Annotated in this window: 16 protein-coding genes; 11 read left to right on the plus strand and 5 right to left on the minus strand. The window is 64.8% G+C overall.

Features of this window, described 5'->3' with window-relative positions; translation table 11 throughout:
* Positions 1-124: 124 nt before the first annotated feature.
* The 3 genes from ASF90_RS12605 to ASF90_RS12615 all read left to right on the plus strand — a co-directional run bounded on the left by ASF90_RS12605 (position 125) and on the right by ASF90_RS12615 (position 4640).
* The gene (locus tag ASF90_RS12605; protein WP_055850510.1) at positions 125-1612 is read left to right on the plus strand and encodes a SulP family inorganic anion transporter; all 1488 of its coding nucleotides are present in this window, start codon (positions 125-127) and stop codon (positions 1610-1612) included.
* A gap of 246 nt (positions 1613-1858) precedes the next feature.
* Complete coding sequence (locus ASF90_RS12610; protein ID WP_055850513.1) at positions 1859-2839, plus strand: GGDEF domain-containing protein; 981 nt, start codon at positions 1859-1861, stop codon at positions 2837-2839.
* 151 nt (positions 2840-2990) lie between these two features.
* Entirely contained in the window at positions 2991-4640 is a 1650-nt protein-coding gene (locus ASF90_RS12615; RefSeq protein ID WP_055850516.1) for a M28 family metallopeptidase, read from the plus strand.
* 191 nt (positions 4641-4831) lie between these two features.
* Here ASF90_RS12615 and ASF90_RS24265 read toward each other — a convergent pair whose 3' ends face one another.
* Positions 4832-5239 (minus strand): hypothetical protein, encoded by a 408-nt coding sequence (locus ASF90_RS24265; protein ID WP_236699266.1) that lies wholly within the window; start codon positions 5237-5239, stop codon positions 4832-4834.
* A gap of 152 nt (positions 5240-5391) precedes the next feature.
* On the opposite strand from ASF90_RS24265, the gene mdoH reads away from it, so the two are divergent.
* The 5 genes from mdoH to hemC all read left to right on the plus strand — a co-directional run bounded on the left by mdoH (position 5392) and on the right by hemC (position 11011).
* Positions 5392-7329 (plus strand): glucans biosynthesis glucosyltransferase MdoH, encoded by a 1938-nt coding sequence (gene mdoH, locus ASF90_RS12625; protein WP_055850522.1) that lies wholly within the window; start codon positions 5392-5394, stop codon positions 7327-7329.
* 243 nt (positions 7330-7572) lie between these two features.
* Positions 7573-8241, plus strand: a complete 669-nt coding sequence (locus ASF90_RS12630; protein WP_055850524.1) for an alpha/beta hydrolase — start codon at positions 7573-7575, stop codon at positions 8239-8241.
* Positions 8242-8245: 4 nt separating this feature from the next.
* Positions 8246-9298, plus strand: coding sequence for a histidine kinase (locus tag ASF90_RS12635; RefSeq protein WP_055850527.1), 1053 nt, complete (start codon positions 8246-8248; stop codon positions 9296-9298).
* Positions 9299-9328: 30 nt separating this feature from the next.
* Positions 9329-10066, plus strand: a complete 738-nt coding sequence (locus ASF90_RS12640; protein WP_055851383.1) for a LytTR family DNA-binding domain-containing protein — start codon at positions 9329-9331, stop codon at positions 10064-10066.
* 30 nt (positions 10067-10096) lie between these two features.
* Positions 10097-11011, plus strand: a complete 915-nt coding sequence (hemC, locus tag ASF90_RS12645; RefSeq protein WP_055850529.1) for a hydroxymethylbilane synthase — start codon at positions 10097-10099, stop codon at positions 11009-11011.
* Between the two features lie 328 nt (positions 11012-11339).
* Here hemC and ASF90_RS12650 read toward each other — a convergent pair whose 3' ends face one another.
* Positions 11340-12140, minus strand: coding sequence for a DUF481 domain-containing protein (locus tag ASF90_RS12650; protein WP_055850532.1), 801 nt, complete (start codon positions 12138-12140; stop codon positions 11340-11342).
* Between the two features lie 278 nt (positions 12141-12418).
* Between ASF90_RS12650 and ASF90_RS12655 the strand changes: the two genes are divergently transcribed.
* Positions 12419-13384 carry a YafY family protein gene (locus ASF90_RS12655; RefSeq protein WP_055850534.1) on the plus strand — a complete coding sequence of 322 codons (966 nt, stop codon included), beginning with the start codon at positions 12419-12421 and terminating at the stop codon, positions 13382-13384.
* A 624-nt stretch (positions 13385-14008) separates the two neighbouring features.
* Here the strand turns inward: ASF90_RS12655 and ASF90_RS24000 are convergent.
* The 3 genes from ASF90_RS24000 to ASF90_RS12665 all read right to left on the minus strand — a co-directional run bounded on the left by ASF90_RS24000 (position 14009) and on the right by ASF90_RS12665 (position 16634).
* Entirely contained in the window at positions 14009-14263 is a 255-nt protein-coding gene (locus ASF90_RS24000) for a hypothetical protein (protein WP_201782830.1), read from the minus strand.
* A gap of 676 nt (positions 14264-14939) precedes the next feature.
* Positions 14940-15701 carry a hypothetical protein gene (locus ASF90_RS23465; RefSeq protein WP_153066221.1) on the minus strand — a complete coding sequence of 254 codons (762 nt, stop codon included), beginning with the start codon at positions 15699-15701 and terminating at the stop codon, positions 14940-14942.
* A gap of 363 nt (positions 15702-16064) precedes the next feature.
* The gene (locus ASF90_RS12665) at positions 16065-16634 is read right to left on the minus strand and encodes a lipocalin family protein (RefSeq protein ID WP_055850539.1); all 570 of its coding nucleotides are present in this window, start codon (positions 16632-16634) and stop codon (positions 16065-16067) included.
* A gap of 354 nt (positions 16635-16988) precedes the next feature.
* Between ASF90_RS12665 and ASF90_RS12670 the strand changes: the two genes are divergently transcribed.
* Positions 16989-17300: a hypothetical protein gene (locus tag ASF90_RS12670; protein WP_055850542.1), complete on the plus strand. Its 312-nt coding sequence runs from the start codon at positions 16989-16991 to the stop codon at positions 17298-17300.
* 69 nt (positions 17301-17369) lie between these two features.
* Positions 17370-19463 (plus strand): prolyl oligopeptidase family serine peptidase, encoded by a 2094-nt coding sequence (locus ASF90_RS12675; RefSeq protein ID WP_055850545.1) that lies wholly within the window; start codon positions 17370-17372, stop codon positions 19461-19463.
* Positions 19464-19594 lie beyond the last annotated feature (131 nt).

The following is a 19594-nucleotide window of genomic DNA, read 5'->3' on the forward strand; positions in this document are numbered from 1 at the left end:
AGCCACAGAAAAGCGCATTGGCGCACAGATCACAGGTGGGCTGCGGGCGCGGTCGCTTTCCCGCACACTATCGTCGCTGCGCGCTGTCCGCAGGCTGTCCTTTTTGTCCCCGGAGTGTCCCCCAATGTCTTTCCTGCGTGCCGAACTGGCGCAATGGCGCGCTTCACCTGCGCGCGAACTGATGGCCGGTGCGGTCGCAACATTTGCCCTGATTCCCGAAGTGATTGCGTTCGCCTTCGTGGCGGGCGTCGACCCGCAAGTCGGCCTGTTCGCGTCCTTCGTTATCGGCATCGTGATTGCATTTTGCGGTGGACGCCCGGCGATGATTTCTGCCGCGGCCGGATCGGTGGCGCTGGTGGCCGCACCACTGGTGGCGGCGCACGGGCTGCCATATCTGTTGGCGGCCGGGCTGCTGGCCGGCGCGGTGCAAATCCTTTTCGGGCTGCTGCGCTTGGGCGTGCTGATGCGTTTTGTCAGCAGCTCGGTACGCACCGGGTTTGTCAATGCGCTGGCGGTGCTGATCTTCGCCGCACAGCTGCCGCATCTGCTGGGCGCCAACCTCACCAGCTGGGTGATGCTCGGTGTGGGCCTGGCGATCATCTACGGGCTGCCGCGCTTGCGCGTGCCCGGCCTGTCGGCGATTCCCTCGCCGCTGTTGTGCATCCTGCTGCTGACCATCGCCGGCAGCGCCCTGCACCTGCCGCTAAAGACCGTGGCCGATCTGGGCAAGCTGCCCAATGCGCTGCCGTTCCTGCAATGGCCGGCCGTGCCGATGACGCTGGAGACGCTGCGCATCATCGCGTTGCCGGCGTTGGCCATCGCCATGGTGGGTCTGCTCGAATCGATGATGACCGCGCGGGTGGTCGACGAACTCACCGATACCCCCAGCAACAAGAACCGCGAGTGCACCGGGCTGGGCATCGCCAACACGGCCGCCAGCCTGTTCGGCGGCATTGCCGGCTGCGGCATGATCGGCCAGACCGTTGGCAACGTGAAGTACGGCGGTCGTGGCCGGCTATCGACGTTGTTCGCCGGCGTGTTTCTGCTGATCCTGATGGTGTTGCTCAAGCCGTGGGTATCGCAGGTTCCGGTGGTGGCATTGGTGGCGATCATGGTGATGGTGTCGGCCGAGACCTTCGACTGGCGTTCGCTGCGCACCGTGGTCACCCACCCGCGTACCTCCAGCGTGGTGATGTTGGCCACCGTGGCGGTGACTCTGGCCACCCACAATCTGGCTGCCGGCGTGGCGGTGGGCGTGGTGCTGAGCGGGGTGTTCTTTACCTTCAAGGTGGCCGGGCTGCTGCAGATCGCGCATAGCGATGGCGCAGATGGCGTGCGCACCTACAGCGTGCGCGGGCAGGTGTTCTTCGCCTCGGCCGATGTGTTCATCGACGCCTTCGACGCGCGCGAGGTGCCCGGCCGCGGCGTGGTGATCGACGTGAGCCGCGCGCATTTCTGGGACATCACCGCCGTGGCGGCGTTGGACAAAGTGGTGCAGCGGCTGCGGCATCACGACCTGGACGTGCAGGTCAAGGGCCTGAATGCCGGCAGCCGCCGCCTGATGCAGCGGCATGCGCTGGGCGAAGACGCGTTGGAATCCGCGCTGCCCTGAGCATTCCAGGGCAGCCGTCCCCAGCGGTGTCGCGGGCGGGCGTGTCCGCTGCTCAGCGGCGGCTGGCCGCGCGCTGAGCCTTGGCGGCTGCCGACCTCAAGTTTGCGGCTGGGGCGCCGATGAACCGGCATCCTGATTGCCGGTCGTTGTCGTGAAGCCTGCGCATTGCCACTCCAGTTGTCCGCCAGCCCGCCGTGTCCGGCAAGGCGGGCCTGCGTCTGCATCTGCGTACCGGCCGAGCCGCCAATGAGCGCCACGCCGTTGCTGGAACGGATGGTGGACATGACCGCCATCCGCGATGCCGATCTGCTCGATCTGAGCCTGTTGCGCACCATGCGCGAGCTCTGCACCGCCGAAGAGCTGTCGCTGCTGCGCATCGCCCCGGATGGCCGCACCATGGCCGAAACCCGCCTGCACGACGACGGCCGCTTGTCGCTGACGGTGGCCGAGCTCAAGGATGCGCAGATGCGCGCCCAGCTGGTCGATGTGCATGGCCCGGGCGATGTGGTGCACCTGCACCAGAATGGCCAGGCGCTATTGGTCTATCCGATGATGGAAGCGCGCGGTATCCGCACCTGCCTGCGGGTGGGCGGTGCACGCCCGCCCGGTGCCGCCGAACAGGCGATGCTGCAGGGCTTTGCACGCTTCTTCCAGAATTACCGCAGCCTGCTCGACGACGCGCAGCGCGACGCGTTGACCGGCCTGCGCAATCGCAAGACCTTCGACGATGTGATCCTGCGGCTGTTCGCAGGCGGGGCAGAGACGCCGGCCAACGAAAGCGTCTGGCTGGGCATCGTGGATATCGATCATTTCAAACGTGTCAACGACACGTTCGGTCATCTGTATGGCGACGAAGTGCTATTGCTGGTCGCGCAATTGATGCAGCGCGCGTTCCGTCAGGACGATCTGCTGTTCCGCTTCGGCGGCGAAGAATTCGTGATCGTGCTGCGTGGCGTGGAGCGCGATGTTGCGATCAGCCTGTTCGAGCGGTTTCGGCTTGCCGTTGCCGAGCATGTGTTCCCGCAGGTCGGGCAGGTCACGCTCAGCACCGGCATCGTGGAGCTGACGCACGGGCGCCTGATCAGCCAGCAGCTGGACGAAGCGGACAAGGCGCTGTACTGGGCCAAGCAGCACGGCCGCAATCGCGCCGTGGTGTACGCCGAGCTGATCGCCAGCGGGCAATTGCTGCAGACCATGCAACAGACCGGCAGCGTGGACCTGTTTTAAGCGCGCGCATCGCCCTCGCCCTACCGCGTGCAGGCGTGCCGACAGCCGGTCCGGCGCAGCGCGGTCATCGCAGGCGGCCATCCCGCGACATGCTGCCGCTTGCACGCGCGGGTGGCTACACTCCAGGGCTGTCTGATATCTGGGGTATGCAATGAAGCGACTTGCCGTGGGACTCTTGGCAATGGCGGTCTCGACCGCAGTGATGGCGCAGGCGCCGACGTTCGATGGCGCGCGCATCTCGCGCGACGTCAAGGAGCTGGCCTCCGATGCCTACGAAGGCCGCGGCCCGGCCACTGCCGGCGAAGAAAAAACCATCGCCTACCTGAGCAAGCAATTTGCCGACGCGGGCCTGCAGCCCGGCGGCGATCTCAAAGATGGCAAGCGCCTGTGGACCCAGGCGGTGCCGTTGCGCCGCGCCGATATCGTCGGTGCACCGACGCTTGCGCTGGCCAATGCCGGCAAGCTGCAGGCGCTGACGCAAGGCAAGGAGATCGCTATCCGCGCTGCGCTGGATGGTTCGTCCAAGGTCGACATCGCCAACGCGCCGCTGGTGTTCGTCGGCTATGGCGTCAAGGCGCCGGAGCGCGATTGGGACGACTTCAAGGGCGTGGATCTGAAGGGCAAGATCGCGGTGGTCCTGATCAACGACCCCGACTTCGAAACAGGCAAGGGCGCCTTCGATGGCGCCGGCATGACCTATTACGGCCGCTGGACCTATAAGTACGAAGAGGGCGCACGGCAGGGCGCGCTCGGCGTGCTGGTGGTGCACGAAACCGCGCCGGCCTCCTATGGCTGGGACACCGTGGCCAGCTCCAACACCAACACCATGTTCGATGTGGTGCGCGACAACCCGCGCGCCGCGCATCCCACCGTGGAAGGCTGGATCCAGCGCGATCTGGCCACCGCGATGTTCAAGCGCGCCGGGCTGGATTTCGATGCGTTGAAGAAGCAGGCGCAGACCCGCGGCTTCAAGCCGGTGGAGCTCAAGGGCCAGGGCCTGAGTGCCAGCTATCAGGTCAAGTCCGACGTGATCACCTCGCACAACGTGGTGGCACGCCTGGAAGGCAGCAAACGCCCCGACGAGACGCTGATCTACAGCGCGCATTGGGACCATATCGGCGTGGGCAAGCCGGACGCGCGTGGTGACACCATCTTCAACGGTGCGCTGGATAACGCCAGCGGCACGGCGGCGTTGCTGGAACTGGCGCGCGGGTTTGCCAGCGGCCCCAAGCCGGAGCGCTCGGTGGTGTTTCTGGCCGTCACTGCCGAAGAAAAGGGCTTGCTGGGCTCGGAGTTCTACGCCTCCAAACCGCTGTATCCGCTGGACACCACGGTGGCGGTGATCAACATGGACGGCATGAACCCGTTCGTGCCTTCGCGCGATTTCGGCATCTATGGCACCGCAAAACTCGAGTTGCTCGATCAGCTCAAGACCGTGGCGGCGCAATCCAAGCTACGCTACACGCCCGACCCCAAGCCGCAGGCGGGCTATTTCTTCCGCTCCGATCATTTCTCCTTCGCCAAGCGTGGTGTGCCGGCGCTGTCGTATGCGGCCGGGCAGGATTGGGAAGTGGGCGGCATTGCCGCAGGCAAGGCGGCATCGGACGACTACACCGCCAAGCGCTATCACCAGCAAGGCGATGAGTGGAAGCCGGATTGGACCTTCGCCGGTGCCGCGCGCGATCTGGGCGTGCTGTACACGCTGGGCCAGCAGTTGGCCGATTCGCGCCAGTGGCCGAACTGGAGCAGCGACTCGGAATTCCGCGCCACCCGCGATGCCAGCGAGGCCGCGCGCAAGTAAGCCATGTTGACGCGGCAGGGCAGGAGCGTGCGACCAAGCATCGCCGCGCCCATCCTTGCCGCAGTCGCCTTTCACGTGGCACGTAGAAGGCCGTGCGCTGCGGTGAATTTGTCGCACGCGATACCTGGTGTGGGGCAGGCCGCAGCGCAGCGCGGGATTGGATACGCCGCATCGCCGCATCGCATTGCGTGTCATGGCTCCAGCGCAAGCCGCAAGAGCGGCCCAACAACCGCCGCGCCGATGCCCATGCAGCTCAACGCGAGATCGCGCCACGCGGCATGATCTGCGCAGCACGTCGCTTCGATAGTCCGCGTCATCGCGTTTCCGGCACGCCCGACATCCTGCAACCGGTTGCACTGCTGTGTGCCACGGATGGCACAACGTTTGCATCGATAGCGGTCATTGCGTGATTTGCAGGCCGTGACAGCACGCGCCCCAGACTGCAATCTGTTGGGGTTGCGTTCGGTCGTTACCGCGTAGTCTGCCGCGCGGTCTTCGTCGGGAGGGGCGAAGACTGCACGATGGCCTTCGTTTCCTTTAACGGTCGATTCTTTAGGATGAGCCGCGACGTTGCGTCGCCGCCAGGAGAGTTTGTGCATCGGAGTGGTTTCATAGCTGCCAATACCGCGACCTGGTCGCACGCCGCCGGGCACCTTGCCCGTGCGACGCGCTTTGTACGCTCGCTACGCGTGGCGGGGATGGATCTCCCGCTGCAGACCGCACTGTCGCACGCGTGCGACGGGCAGCCTTGATGGACGGCACCGTGACCCTTCCCCCCGCACCAACTGCAATCCCCCCCCTATCCGCCCTCGACGCCGGCCAGCCCACGCTGCCACCGGAAGCGCCGTTGGCGATGCCCGAACAGAGCTTGCGCGAAGGCAGCCTGCAGGTGCGCCATCAGCGCACCTCGCCGGTCGGCATCGGCGTGCGCCGTTTCTATTTGATCGGCGGCACCTTCGTCACTACCTCCATCGCGGTGTGGGTGATGCTCAGCGTGCTGTGGCCCGACGGCGTCAGCGTGCTGGAAGGCTGCCTGCTTGGCCTGTTCGTGCTGCTGTTCGCGTGGATCGCGATGTCCTTTGCCAGCGCCGTGGCCGGTTTCATCACCGTGGTGGCGCGCGCCGGGCGCAAGCTCGGCATCGACCCCGAGCAACCGCTGCCCACGCTGCGCTCGCGTACCGCGTTGTTGATGCCCACCTACAACGAAGATCCGCGCCGCCTGCTGGCAGGCCTGCAGGCGATCTACGAATCGGTGGCCGAAACCGGCCAGCTGGAGCACTTCGACTTCTTTGTGCTCAGCGACACCACCCGCGATCACATCGGGCGTGCCGAAGAACTGGTCTACAACGAGCTGTGCGACCGCGTCGACGGGCATGGCCGCATCTTTTACCGCCGCCGCGCCGACAATGCCGCGCGCAAGGCCGGCAATGTGGCCGACTGGGTGCGCCGCTTCGGCGGCAGCTACCCGCAGATGCTGATCCTGGACGCCGACAGTGTCATGACCGGCGACACCATCGTGCGGCTGGTCGCCGGCATGGAAAACAACCCGGACGTGGGCCTGATCCAGACTCTGCCCGCCGTGGTCAACGGGCAGACGCTGTTTGCGCGCATGCAGCAGTTCGGCGGCCGCGTGTATGGGCCGATCATCGCCTTCGGCGTGGCCTGGTGGCATGGCGCCGAAAGCAATTACTGGGGCCATAACGCCATCATCCGCACCCAGGCGTTCGCCGATCACGCCGGCCTGCCGTCGTTGCGCGGGCGCAAGCCGTTCGGCGGGCACGTGCTCAGCCACGACTTTGTGGAAGCGGCGCTGATGCGCCGCGGCGGCTGGGCCATGCACATGGTGCCGTACCTGCAGGGCAGCTACGAAGAAGGCCCGCCCACGCTCACCGACCTGTTGATCCGCGACCGCCGCTGGTGCCAGGGCAACCTGCAGCACGCCAAGGTGGTGAGCGCCAAGGGCCTGCACTGGATCAGCCGCATGCACATGCTGATCGGCATCGGCCATTACTTCACCGCGCCGATGTGGGGCCTGCTGATGCTGATCGGCATCGGCATTCCGCTGGCCGGCGGCGGCATTGATCTGGCCGGCGACCTGCCGTTCTCGCCTGCGCGCTACTGGCATGGCAGCAGCCAGGGCAATGCGATCTGGATCTTCATCTGCACCATGTTCGTGCTGCTGGCGCCCAAGCTGCTGGGCTATATCGCGTTGTTGCTCAACCCGCGCGAGATGAAGGCCTGCGGCGGCGCCATTCGTGCGCTGCTGAGCATCCTGCTGGAAACCGTGCTGGCCGCGCTGATGGCGCCGGTGGTGATGTACCTGCAGTCGCGCGGCGTGTTCGAAGTGCTGGCCGGCAAGGACTCCGGTTGGGATGCGCAGGTGCGCGACGACGGCAAGCTGTCGTGGCCGGCGCTGTTGCGCAGCTACGGCGGGCTGACTGTGTTCGGCTTGTTCATGGGCGCGGTGGCGTACACCGTCTCGCCGTCGCTGGCCGCCTGGATGGGGCCGGTGATCGTGGGCATGGCGGTGTCGATCCCGGTGGTGGCGCTGACCTCGCTGCGTCGCAGCGGCCTGGCGCTGCGCCGTGCCGGTATTTTCTGCATCCCCGAAGAGCTCGACCCGCCCAAGGTGCTGGTGCGTGCGTCCGAACTGCGCCGCGCCGCCGCGCTGGAACCTTCGCTGATCTGAGCGGCTGGGCCTGCTGGCCTGATTGGACCCAGCGTGCTGCGCCGATGCTCGCCGGCCACGCTGTGTCGCCGTTACCGGTGCTACGCCGGCAGCGTCTGCATTGACGAAGGGCGCGGCCCACACATGGCCACTGCGCGACGGCAAATCGCCGCACGCGCTCCGGGTGACCGGCGCGTTCGAGCCCACGTGATCGGGTCAGGACCGGTGCGCAAGGCATAATGCCCGGCCCCCAAGCGGAGCTGGATGATGCTGGAAGTGATCGAACGCGAGACCGGACCCAACCCGCAGTGGACCGTGCTGTGGTTGCACGGCCTGGGGGCCGACGGCAGCGACTTCGCGCCGATGGTGCCGGAATTGGTGCGCCCGCAGTGGCCGGCGCTGCGCTTCGTGTTCCCGCATGCGCCGATCCGCCCGATCACCATCAACAATGGCGTGCGCATGCGTGGCTGGTACGACATCGTCGGTATGGATTTCGCCAGCCGTGCCGACAAGGTCGGCATCGCCGAATCGGTCGCCCAGGTCGAAGCCCTGATCGCCCATGAGCAGGCGCGTGGCACGCCGCCCGAGCGCATTCTGCTGGCGGGGTTCTCGCAAGGCGGCGCAGTGACATTGGCCGTGGGCCTGCAGCGCAGCGTGCCGCTGGCCGGGTTGATCGCGCTGTCGACCTACCTGCCGGACCCGGCAGCGGCCGCCAGCCAGTTGCAGCCGGCCGCCATCCGCCAACCGGTGTTCATGGCGCATGGCAGCGCCGACCCGGTGGTGCCGTTCGCTGCCGGCCAGGCCAGCATGCAGGCCCTGCGCGCGCTCGGCTTCGCCCTGGAATGGCAGACCTACCCGATGGGCCATCAGGTCTGTCTGGAAGAAATCGAAGCGCTGCGCAACTGGATGCAGGCGCGCTTCACCGCCGCCTGAGCCCATGGCCACCGGCGCCCCGCAGATCACCTGGATGCCGGACCTGTGCCGGCTACCGCGATTGGGCGCCATGCTGGGCTTGGCCGAGCTGGTGGTGCTGGTGGTGACCCTGGTGCCCGACGCCGGCGCCGCGCGCAGCCTCACCTTGTCGCGCTTCGTCTCGGCCAGCGGCCTGGCGCTGTGGCTGGCGCTGGCGGTCACCGTGTTGCTGTGCGTGCTGCGGCCGGGGCTGTCGCGGCTGCCGCCCAAGCTGGGTGGGCTGGCCGCGCTGCTGATCGCCGCGCTGGTGGCGATGCTGGGCGCCGGCATCGTGCACGCGCTGTATGCCGTACTGGAGCAGGCCCCGCTCGGCCCATTGGTCGGCTTCTGGCGCTTCACCCTGGGCAGTGCGGCTACGGTGGTGCTGATCACCGCGCTGGCGCTGCGCTATTTCTACGTCAGCGACCGCTGGGAAGCGCAGGTGCAGGCCAACGCGCGTGCCGAGGCCGATGCCTTGCAGGCACGCATCCGCCCGCACTTTCTGTTCAACAGCATGAATCTGATTGCCAGCCTGCTGCGGCGTGACCCGGTGGTGGCCGAGCAGGCGGTGCTGGATCTGTCGGATCTGTTTCGCGCCGCGCTCGGCGCCGGCGAAGGCCTGTCCACCCTGCGCGCCGAATGCGAGCTGGCCGAGCGCTATCTGGCCATCGAGTCCTTGCGCCTGGGCGAGCGCCTGCAGGTGCGCTGGCACCGTCAGGAGCCGTTGCCGTGGGAGCTGCCGATGCCGCGGCTGGTATTGCAGCCGCTGGTCGAAAACGCGGTGCTGCACGGGGTCTCGCGGATGCCCGAGGGCGGCACGCTGTATCTGTCGCTGCGTCAGCGCGGCAGCCAGTTGCAGATCCGCATCGTCAACCCGGCCCCGCAACCGGGAACCCAGCTGCCGTTGCTTGCCGGGGCCGGGCATGCGCAAGCCAGCATCTCGCACCGGCTGGCGTTTCAGTTCGGTGCCGGGGCACGGATGGCGGCCAGCTGGGCTGAAGGCTACTATGCCTGCGAGATCACATTGCCGCTGCCGTGACGGGGAGTTACTGCAGCGAGGGGGATGTCCATGACGGCCACGCAAGTGCGGGTGCTGATCGCTGATGACGAGCCACTGGCGCGCGAGCGCCTGCGCATGCTGCTGGGCGAGCATCCGCAGGTCGAGGTGATCGGCGAGGCCGAAAACGGCCAGCAGGTGCTGCAGCAGTGCGAACACCTGCACCCGGATCTGGTGTTGCTGGATATCGCCATGCCCGGCGTCGACGGCCTGGAAACCGCGCGGCTGCTACGCCAGAGCCAGCCGCCACCGGCGGTGGTGTTCTGCACCGCCTACGACCAGCATGCCTTGTCCGCCTTCGACGCCGCCGCGCTGGATTACCTGATGAAACCGGTGCGCCCGGAACGCCTGGCCGCCGCCTTGGAAAAAGTGGCCACGTTCCTGGCCGGGCGCGCACCCGGCGCCGCACCGCGGCCATTGCGCACCCATCTGTGCGCGCGCCTGCGTGGCAGTCTGCGGCTGATCGCCATCGGCGATATCCGCTATCTGCAGGCCGAAGAGAAATACGTCATCGTCCACCACACCCGTGGCGAGGACTTGATCGAAGAGTCGCTGAAATCGCTGGAAGACGAATTCGCCGACCGCCTGGTGCGCATCCATCGCAATTGCCTGGTCGCCCGCGACGAGCTGGTGGAGCTGCGCCGCAGCGGCGATGGACAGGTGCACGCCGTGCTGCGCAACGTGCCGCAGACCCTGGAAGTGAGCCGGCGTTGCGTGGCCAGCCTGCGCGATCAACTGCGTCATGTATGAGTTACCGGTCCGGTCCGCGATAATGGCCGGATGACCACGCTCCGCATCGCTACCCGTAAGAGCCCGCTCGCCCTTTGGCAGAGCGAACACGTCGCCGCCGCGCTGCGCCAGCACCATCCCGGACTGGAGGTCGTGCTGGTGCCGATGAGCACTCGCGGCGACGAAGTGCTGGACCGCTCGCTGGCGGCAATCGGCGGCAAGGGCCTGTTTCTGAAGGAACTGGAGCTGGCCATGCTGCGCGGCGAGGCCGATTGCGCGGTGCATTCGCTCAAGGACGTGCCGATGGAACTGGACGATCCGTTCGTGCTGCCGGCGATCCTGGGCCGCGGCGACCCGGCCGATGCGCTGGTGTCCAACCTCTACGCCAGCCTGCAGGCGCTGCCGCTGGGCGCGCGGGTGGGCACCTCGTCGTTGCGGCGTCAGGCGCAGTTGCGTGCCGCGCGCCCGGATCTGGAACTGATCGACCTGCGCGGCAACGTCAACACGCGTCTTGCCAAACTCGACAACGGCGGCTACGACGCCATCGTGCTGGCTTGCGCCGGCCTGCAGCGGCTGGGTTTTGACGCGCGCATCAGTGCGCGGCTGGACGCGCCGGAGTGGTTGCCGGCACCGGCACAGGGCGCGGTAGCAGTGGAATGCCGTGGCGACGATGCGCGCATCCACGCGTTGCTGGCCGTGCTGGATGCGCCCGCCACCCGCGTCTGCGTGGAAGCCGAGCGCGCGATGAATCGCGCGCTGCACGGCAGCTGCCACGTACCGGTGGCCGCGTTCGCCACCTGGGAAGGCGAGGGGCTGTACCTGCAGGGCATGGTCGGCAGCGCCAGCGATGGACGCCTGATCCATGCCGATGCGCACGGCAGCCCCGACGACACCGAAGAATTAGGTCGCCGCGTCGCGCAAGGCCTGTTCGACAAGGGCGCCGCACAGCTATTGGCCGAGCTGTAACGCCGACCCGCCGCCGCGCCTCCGCCGCCGCACCGTAGGAGCGGCCCAGGCCGCGAGGGCATTACCGGGAAAGCCCCGTCGCGGCCAGGTCCGCTCCTACGAGAGCGCAATTGCGTAGTTGCCGGCAGCCGCTCCCCTCACTGTAGGAGCGGCCCAGGCCGCGAGGGCGTTACCGAGGAAGCCCCGTCGCGGCCAGGTCCGCTCCTACAAGCGCGCAATTGCGTAATCGCCGGCAGCCGCCGCCTCACTGTAGGAGCGGCCCAGGCCGCGAGGGCATTACCGATAACCCGCCTCCGCTATCAAACCCGCCCCACAACCGCCCAATCGCTTACTTGAACGTGTAAACCAGGTTCACCGTGGTCAGCGTGTCGGTCTTCTTGTCGCCGTCGCTGACGTCGCTGTTGTGACGCATCTGCCAGGCGGCCTTCAACGCGAAGTGCGAGTTCATGCTCACCTGCACGCCGAAATCGTTCTGCGCGTAGGTGTTGTATTCGCCCGATTCCACCAGCAGCGTGTTGATCAGATCGGTGTTGTCGGTGACGGTGTACTTGAGGTCGAACAGGCCGCGCCCGATCAGGCCGGTCTCGTTGCGGTCTTCGTCGCTGTTATGCGCGCGGCGGATACCCGGGCCGACCTGCGCGTCCAGATAGAACCGGTCGGCGTTGATCAGGCGCGTGCCGTAACCGATACCGAAGGTGGCCAGCCGATCGTAGGTGGCGAAGTCGTCGTGCTCGTAGCGGCCGGTGGCGGTGAGCTGGCGGTGCTCGCCCAACTGCAACGCGCTGCCGGCGCTGCCGGTGTAACGCTCGGCGGTGGTCTGGCGCTCGCGTTCGGTACTGCCGTCGTCGTTGGTATTGGTGTACTCCGAGCTCGAACGCAGCGCGGTGGCATCCAGGCTGTGGATCCAGTCGCCGTCGGTGTAGCGCAGGCGCACGCGACCATTGAGGCTATCGGTGGTGCTGTTGCCGTGGGCAGCAGCGTAGCCCAGCTCGCCGCTACTGCCGCCCCAAGGGGAGGGCATCAGCGCAGCTGCAGGGTCCACTGGCGTCGGTGCAACTGCCTGGGCCCAGACGGCAGGCGTGATCAATAACAACGGCAGCAGGGCAGACAACGGGGCACGGCGGGACATGGGCAGCTCGCTTGAGGGCAGGGCGGGAGGGTGAAAGCGATTTCATGATAACGGACTGTGCGGCACGTCATAACCAAGTGAATGCCGCGCTTCATTGGCGGTTCCGGCGCTGGCCCCTGAGTAGTGTGCTGTCGCGTCCGGTCGCGGGCACCGCGCAGGCCTGGCGCGCGGCGTCTTCGCAACCAGCGCAACCCGACCAACGCGGAAGGGACTTGTTCTGCACGGGAGTGCATAGCGACGCTCACCCCGCGGCACGAAGAACCGGACATAATCGGGGCATGGACCGCTATGAACGCATCAACTCCCTGCATCGCCTGCTCAAGTCAGCGCGCTACCCGGTCACGGTGGCGCGGCTACAGGATGAGCTGAGCTGCTCCCGCGCCACCGTGTATCGCGACCTGGCGTTTCTGCGCGACGCGCTGATGGCGCCGGTGGAAGGCGACGGCGAATCGGGCTTTCGCTATCTGTCCGGCGAAAGCGATCGCTTCGAGCTGCCCGGCCTGTGGCTGAGTTCGGAAGAACTGCATGCCCTGCTGGCGTCCCAACAATTGCTCGCGCGTACCGGCGGCGGGGTGTTGTCCTCGATGCTGGCGCCGTTGCAGCAGCGCATCGAAGGGCTGCTGGCGGCGCAGGCCGGCGTTTCGCAATGGCCGGTGGACCGGGTGCGGGTGATCCCGCATCGCGGCCGCAAGCTGGACGAAGCCAGCTTCCGCACCGTGGCCTCCGGTGTGCTGGAGCGCAAGCAACTGAGCTTCGACTACCGCGCGCGTTCTACCGACGAATCGACCAAGCGCACTGTGTCCCCGCAGCGCATCACCCATTACCGCGACAACTGGTACCTGGATGCCTGGGACCATGGCCGCGATGGCGTGCGCAGCTTTGCGGTGGACCGCATCAATCATGCGCGCCTGCTCGATACCGCCCCGCGCGATGTTCCCGACAGCGAGCTGGATGAGCAACTGGCCGCCAGCTACGGCATCTTTTCGGGCGCACCCAAGGGCTGGGCGACCATCGTGTTCAGCGCCAAGGCCGCGCGCTGGGTGGCCGACGAACACTGGCACTCCAAGCAGCAGGGCCGCTTTCTGCCCGACGGCCGCTACGAGCTCAAATTGCCGTACAGCAACTCGCGCGAGCTGCTGATGGACGTGCTGCATTACGGCTCGGACGCGGAAATCGTCGAACCCATCTCGCTGCGCGAGCAGACCAAGGCACTGCTGTCGCTGGCGCTGAGCAATTACGACTGAGCTTGGCCGACCGTTGGGTCGTTGTGCGTGGGGATGCGGTCCATCCGCCTAACGCCTGAATTAAGCCGACCCGCGAAGCGACGTCGGCTTGAATGAATTGTTAGAGCCCGCCCAGCCAAGACTCCAGTTTTGGGAGCACCACCGAAAAAGCACCCTCCCAATCGTCCCCCGGCCCGTACCCGTTGGGGTCAAATTGAACGAAGGGATTGCCGTGTGTAGCCAAGTCTATGCAGTAGTGGATGGCGCAGCCAACGTGGAGGATGGGAAGCAGGTGCTTGGGCCAAGCCCATCCTGGATCTTCTGGGTCTGACTGACTGAAGATGCGGTAGAGGCTCAGCGCAGTGTCACCTTGATCCGTGACGTGCCCAGATCCCAGACCGAGCAGCCCATAGTCTGATCCGAAGCCTCCATTGCCACGTTCGGCATATAGCTCAACGAGCTCAAGTGGCAACGGATAACCAATCGTTGCCTCAAGCTCAGCGATCTCTTGTTGTGCGGGTGCAGGATGCTTCACTTAGACGCTAACGTTGACGCAAGGTGCGGCCGGAGCCGCGAGGCGGGGTAGGGAATCTACAAGCGCAGCTTGCAAATTGGCCCTCTCGACCGAGTTATTCGCCACGGTGACTACCAAAACCGCCACCATGGCTTTGAACTTGCGTTGGAGTGGTTTGAAGCCTCTTCACTAATGGGGTTGCCATCTTCCCCATAAAACTCGCCTTCATCACCCTGAACTTTGGCAGAAAATTGCGTGGCGATGAGGCTCATTTTTCTAAGAATTTCTTCATCCGGGTTCTTTGCTATGACGTTGCCGCGGTTATGCCAAAGCCAAGCCATATTCCCCTGTTGCCCGTGTTTGGAGTAGCCGACCCATACAGACATGCTTGGATCTTCCATTCTCAGAACAGCCCCTTCGCCAACTGTTGCTTCGGCGTGACCATCCAGGCGTATTTCTGAGTCAGACCGAACAAACTCAAGCCATTCCTCAAGGGCAATATTAGGCCCCTCATCGAACCAGTTTTCTTTGCGGGTAATGTGACCTCGTATCCAATGGCTTCGTAGTGGCTAAGGCCTGAATTAAACCGACCCGCGAAGTGGGTTCGGCTTGAATGAATTGTTAGGCCTCACTCTACATCCACGCCCGAGCGCCCTGCAATGTTGGCGCAGTCTGCCAGAGTGTCCGGCGGTGGAGCGCCTGGATGAAGACCCATGGTGCAAATGTGAGCGCAGCGTCCAACAACGAACGATCCCGAAGGGCTGCTGATGCAGCTGACATAGCAGTCATCAAGCACAGTGCAACGAGACCGAAATGCTGCCACCTCGCAACTCTCGCGATCCGACAGCTCACGCCGAGGCTTTGCCGCGCAGTTTAAGAAATGACCGATCTCACCAACATTTGGGGGCGGCGGAACCGAAACCGATGCTTCGGGTGAGGCAAGGCTCTGCGGGTTGCAGGCGACTAAGATCAGTAGGCTTGTCGAAAGCAGCAGATGCTTCATTTGAGGTCTAACGCTTGAATTAAGTGGTGCCGCGAAGCGGCATCGGCTTGAATGAACTGTCAGCCATCACAAAACTCCGCGATGAGGTCTGCTCTGAAGGGGCTCCCTTGGCGCAGCGCGGGAGTGGCTGCCCGAAAATCGACGAACTCGCTTGCTTTGAAAACGTAACTGAGTAGGGCATTTTCAAGGCGCGGAAGACCGTGAAGTGGGCAAAGGCCTCCCTTAGAAACCTTTACTCCGCTAAGAAAAATTCGCTGGAGTCGTTTCAGGTCTTGTAGCGGCGAAAGACTATCGACAGTTAGCCAGCTGTCTGGGCCGTGAAAAATGGAAAAATCTTCAAGCGCAGGCAGGGATGTCATGAAGTCGAGCTTGCTCAGGCCTTTCGGATTGTCCAATGTTAGTGATCTCAGACTGGGCAGTTGGCCAATCGAGTCGTAACTTGAAATTGGCTTGCTGCTTTTAAGTCTTGTGGCAACCAGACTGGTTGCGTTCGAGATCGACTCAATGCTTTCAACGCAGCTCTGATAGACAACCAGAATTTCGAGTCCCTTGACTTGAGTTGCCGCATCGAAGACTTCTTGGTTTAGCCGTGGTCCCGCTAGAACCAAATGCTTTGCCGACATGCAAGGCAGCGCCTCCCTCCATCGACCGATGCGTACCCGATTCTTTGCGGTTGATAGGCTTTCGGGGCATGAGGCGTTGAAGCTCAGTGTCTCAGTCCCACCGAAATCCTCCGGGTAAACGTAAGGTCCTGATTGGAGAGCCCCAGAGCGCTCGCGGGCACCGATATAGCCATCAACGACTTCATCGGAAGTAAGCATGAGGGCTAACGCCCGAAATAAGCCGACTGGCGAAGCCAGTTCGGCTTGATTGAGTCGTTAGGCCCCGACCATAGGCCGGCATGAATATTACGCATGCTGCTCAACAGTCGGAGCTTGGCAGCCAAGCAGCCCGAACCCGCAATGTGGGCAAAACGAGATTTCCATGCCGCCACCACCAGCGCTGTCTGGAATTGCGATGGTCCAGCACTCAATGTCCTGCCGCCACTCATACCGGATGTCGTAGTAGCAGTTAGTCGTCTGCTGGGCAAAGTCGTCACAGCAAGCAACGAATCCTGATGGAACGCATGATGTTCCCTCGGGGCAGATGCTGCCATCGGCGTGCGTTGATACTGTCATTGGGACCTAACGCTTATTCGGCACCTCAAACCCCAGGCGGTCCACCTGGTCGCGCAGCTGCGGCACGCGCTTGATTTTGTCGGTGTAGATGGAATAGTCGTCGCGCATCTTATCGACCAGCGTGCGGTACTGCTCGCGGCTCATGTCCGGCTTGCGCGAGAAGATCCAGGCCAGGTCGCGGCCCGGGTAGGAAATCAGCATCCACGAGCCATCCGGTGCGATTTCCAGGATGCGCTGCTTGGCCGGGATCACCTTGTAGAACCACACTCGCCAGTCGCGGTTGCCGCTTTCCGCATCCACCGACGCGCGCGCGCTTACTTCCTTTTCCGGTTCGCCGAAACCATCGCGATACAGATAGCGCACCGTCACCTTGCCGTCTTCGTCCAGGGTGTACTCGTCGCGGCTGGTCACGTGCCCGCGCTCGACCGGATTGGGCATGCGCGCAATCACGTACCAGGTGCCCATGATCTTTGACAGATCGATCGCCGGCTCGGTGGTTGATGTGTCCTTGGCGTGTGCCACAGGCAGGCCAAGGACGAGCAGAAAAGCGAGGGCGATCGTAACGGTCAGGCGCATCGCAACATCACAAAGGGGCAGTAGGAGCAGCACACTACCGCATGCAGGGGGCAAGTTCGCGTCAACGGCCCGGTCTGGCGTCGTCGACAGCGTCATCGGCAGGAGATCGTTGCTGGCCGGAGCGCGACGGACGTTGGTCTGGCGTGGCCGGTACGGCGCAAGTCGGTATTGCAGAGGGTTGAAAGCCGGCGCGGCTAACTCCCAGCCCTCGCTCCCCAATCCCCAATCCAAAGCACATCCCGCAGCGCCGGACCCCGCACGGCTCAACCTTTCGTCTGCCAGGTCGCAATCGGTGAGATGGACACAGGCAATTCTGCCGGCCTGTCCTGATTCCTTCTGCCACGGAGTGCCGCCATGTCGCATCGTCCTTCCTCTCGTTCCGAACGTCCCGATCCGCGGGTGCTGCGCCCGGTGCGGCAGATCGCCCTGGCTGGCCTTGCCCTGGTGCTGGTGTGGCCGGCGGCGCGTGGGCACAGCGAGTGGATCGGCTGGCTGCCGCTGTGGCTGGTGGGCATGCCGATGCTGGCCTGGTGGAGCTTGCACCGCTTCGCGCTGCCCACGCTGACCCGGCCGGGCGCGCGGCCGGCCTTGCCGCGTCGGCGTGGTCCGCAGGCGCAGCGTCGGCGTGTCGCTTCGCGGACAGCGACACCGGCGCGGGCGGCCTGACCTTCGGCAGGGGAGACCGGGCAAAGGGCTGTGGTAGGTTTTCCGGCATTGGTTTTTCCGGAAAAATACATGCCCAAGTTCGCCTCGATCTGCCTGGTTGCCGGCCTGATCACCGCTGGCGCCGTCTCTGCAGAGGAAACCACCGTGTCCAACGACCCCTACGCCTGGCTGGAAGATGTCACCGGCGCCAAGCCGCTGGACTGGGTCAAGGCCCAGAACGCCAAGACCGAAGCGCGCCTGGCCACCACGCCGGCCTTCAAACAGATGGAAACCAGCATCCGCGAGGTGCTGGACTCGGACGCCAAGATTCCCGGCGTGCAGAAGATCGGCGAGTTCTATTACAACTTCTGGAAGGACAAGCAGCACGAGCGCGGCCTGTGGCGGCGCACCACGCTGGACGAATACCGCAAGGCCTCGCCCAAGTGGGAGACGGTGCTGGACCTGGATGCGCTCAACAAGGCCGAGGGCGAGAACTGGGTCTGGCACGGCGCCGACTGCCTGCGCCCGGACTACCAGCGCTGCCTGATCGCGCTGTCGCGTGGCGGTGCCGATGCCGACGTCACCCGTGAGTTCGATCTGGCCGGCAAGCAGTGGGTCAAGGACGGCTTCTTCCGTCCCGAATCCAAGGGCGGGCTGGGCTGGATCGACCAGGACACCGTCTACGTCTTCACCGATTTCGGTGCCGGCAGCATGACCAGCTCCGGCTACCCGCGCATTGCCAAGCAGTGGAAGCGCGGCACCCCGCTCAGTGCCGCTGCGGTGGTCTACGAAGGCAAGCCGACCGATATGTACATCGCGGCGATGCACGATGACACCCCCGGGTTCGAGCGCCATTTCGTCAGCCGTACGCTGGCCTTCTACAACGACGAGCTGTATCTCAAGGGCGCCGACGGCAAGCTGGTCAAGGTGGATGTGCCCAACTCGGCCAGCAAGTCGGTCAAGCGGCAGTGGCTGACGTTGGAGCTGCGCGAGCCGTGGACGGTGGGTGGCAAGACCTACACGGCCGGCTCGCTGCTGGCCACGCGTTTTGACGATTTCATGGCCGGCAAGCGCAGCTTCGATGTGCTGTTCGAACCCACCGACACCACCTCGCTGGCCGGCGTGGCATGGACCAAGTCGCACCTGGTGTTGAACGTGCTGGAAGACGTCAAGAATCGGCTCAGTGTTATTACCCCAGCGCAGGACGGTTGGAAAAAGAGTGCGTTTGTCGGTGCGCCTGCATTCGGCACGGTCGATGTCAGCGCCGTGGACAGCGACGACAGCGACGCACTGTGGCTGACCGTCACCGATTACCTGACGCCCACCACACTGGCCTGGGTCGAGGTAGGCAGCGCGCCGCAGCCGCTCAAGACCATGCCGGCGTTTTTCGATGCCGGCAAGGACAGCATCGAGCAGCACTTTGTCACCAGCAAGGACGGCACCCGCGTGCCGTATTTCCTGGTGCGCCCCAAGAACCTCAAGCTCGATGGCAGCGCGCCGACGCTGCTGTATGGCTACGGCGGGTTTGAAATCTCGATGACGCCGAACTATTCCGGTGCATTGGGCCGCGCCTGGTTGGACAAGGGCGGCGTCTACGTGGTGGCCAACATCCGCGGCGGTGGCGAATACGGCCCGCGCTGGCACCAGGCCGCGCTCAAGCAGAACCGCCACAAGGCCTACGAAGACATGGCCGCGGTGGCCAAGGATCTGGTCGCGCGCAAGATCACCTCCACCAAGCACCTGGGTGTGCAGGGCGGCAGCAACGGCGGCTTGATGACCGGCAACATGCTCACCCAGTACCCGGAGCTGTTCGGTGCGGTGGTGGTGCAGGTGCCGCTGCTGGACATGAAGCGCTATAGCCATCTGTTGGCGGGCGCCTCGTGGATGGCCGAATACGGCAACCCGGATACCGACGACTGGAAATTCATCCAGACCTTCTCGCCGTATCACCTGTTCGACCCGAAGAAGACCTACCCGCCGGTGATCTTCCTGACCTCCACGCGCGACGACCGCGTGCACCCGGGCCACGCACGCAAGATGGCGGCCAAGATGATCGAGGCGGGCAAGGACGTGACCTACTACGAGAACATCGAAGGCGGCCACGGCGGCGCGGCCAATAACGCGCAGGCAGCGCATATGTCGGCACTGGCGTATAGCTTCCTGTGGGAGCGGTTGGCCGATTGACGCAGCGTCACGGTTGGTAGTGCGCGCTTTGGATACAAGCCCTTCTCCCCTCGGGAGAAGGTGCCCGAAGGGCGGATGAGGGTACGCTTGCGCGCTGAGCCGACGCTTGTCCGATGAGCGATGGCGTATGC

It is taken from the genome of Xanthomonas sp. Leaf148 (assembly GCF_001423585.1).
GTDB lineage: Bacteria > Pseudomonadota > Gammaproteobacteria > Xanthomonadales > Xanthomonadaceae > Xanthomonas.

Bases quoted from the DNA above. Each gene is read 5' to 3' on its own strand.
- ASF90_RS12605 (WP_055850510.1), top strand. From the start codon at position 125: ATGTCTTTCCTGCGTGCCGAACTGGCGCAATGGCGCGCTTCACCTGCG.
- ASF90_RS12610 (WP_055850513.1), top strand. From the start codon at position 1,859: ATGAGCGCCACGCCGTTGCTGGAACGGATGGTGGACATGACCGCCATC.
- ASF90_RS12615 (WP_055850516.1), top strand. From the start codon at position 2,991: ATGAAGCGACTTGCCGTGGGACTCTTGGCAATGGCGGTCTCGACCGCA.
- ASF90_RS24265 (WP_236699266.1), bottom strand. From the start codon at position 5,239: ATGCACAAACTCTCCTGGCGGCGACGCAACGTCGCGGCTCATCCTAAA.
- mdoH (WP_055850522.1), top strand. From the start codon at position 5,392: ATGGACGGCACCGTGACCCTTCCCCCCGCACCAACTGCAATCCCCCCC.
- ASF90_RS12630 (WP_055850524.1), top strand. From the start codon at position 7,573: ATGATGCTGGAAGTGATCGAACGCGAGACCGGACCCAACCCGCAGTGG.
- ASF90_RS12635 (WP_055850527.1), top strand. From the start codon at position 8,246: ATGGCCACCGGCGCCCCGCAGATCACCTGGATGCCGGACCTGTGCCGG.
- ASF90_RS12640 (WP_055851383.1), top strand. From the start codon at position 9,329: ATGACGGCCACGCAAGTGCGGGTGCTGATCGCTGATGACGAGCCACTG.
- hemC (WP_055850529.1), top strand. From the start codon at position 10,097: ATGACCACGCTCCGCATCGCTACCCGTAAGAGCCCGCTCGCCCTTTGG.
- ASF90_RS12650 (WP_055850532.1), bottom strand. From the start codon at position 12,140: ATGTCCCGCCGTGCCCCGTTGTCTGCCCTGCTGCCGTTGTTATTGATC.
- ASF90_RS12655 (WP_055850534.1), top strand. From the start codon at position 12,419: ATGGACCGCTATGAACGCATCAACTCCCTGCATCGCCTGCTCAAGTCA.
- ASF90_RS24000 (WP_201782830.1), bottom strand. From the start codon at position 14,263: ATGTCTGTATGGGTCGGCTACTCCAAACACGGGCAACAGGGGAATATG.
- ASF90_RS23465 (WP_153066221.1), bottom strand. From the start codon at position 15,701: ATGCTTACTTCCGATGAAGTCGTTGATGGCTATATCGGTGCCCGCGAG.
- ASF90_RS12665 (WP_055850539.1), bottom strand. From the start codon at position 16,634: ATGCGCCTGACCGTTACGATCGCCCTCGCTTTTCTGCTCGTCCTTGGC.
- ASF90_RS12670 (WP_055850542.1), top strand. From the start codon at position 16,989: ATGTCGCATCGTCCTTCCTCTCGTTCCGAACGTCCCGATCCGCGGGTG.
- ASF90_RS12675 (WP_055850545.1), top strand. From the start codon at position 17,370: ATGCCCAAGTTCGCCTCGATCTGCCTGGTTGCCGGCCTGATCACCGCT.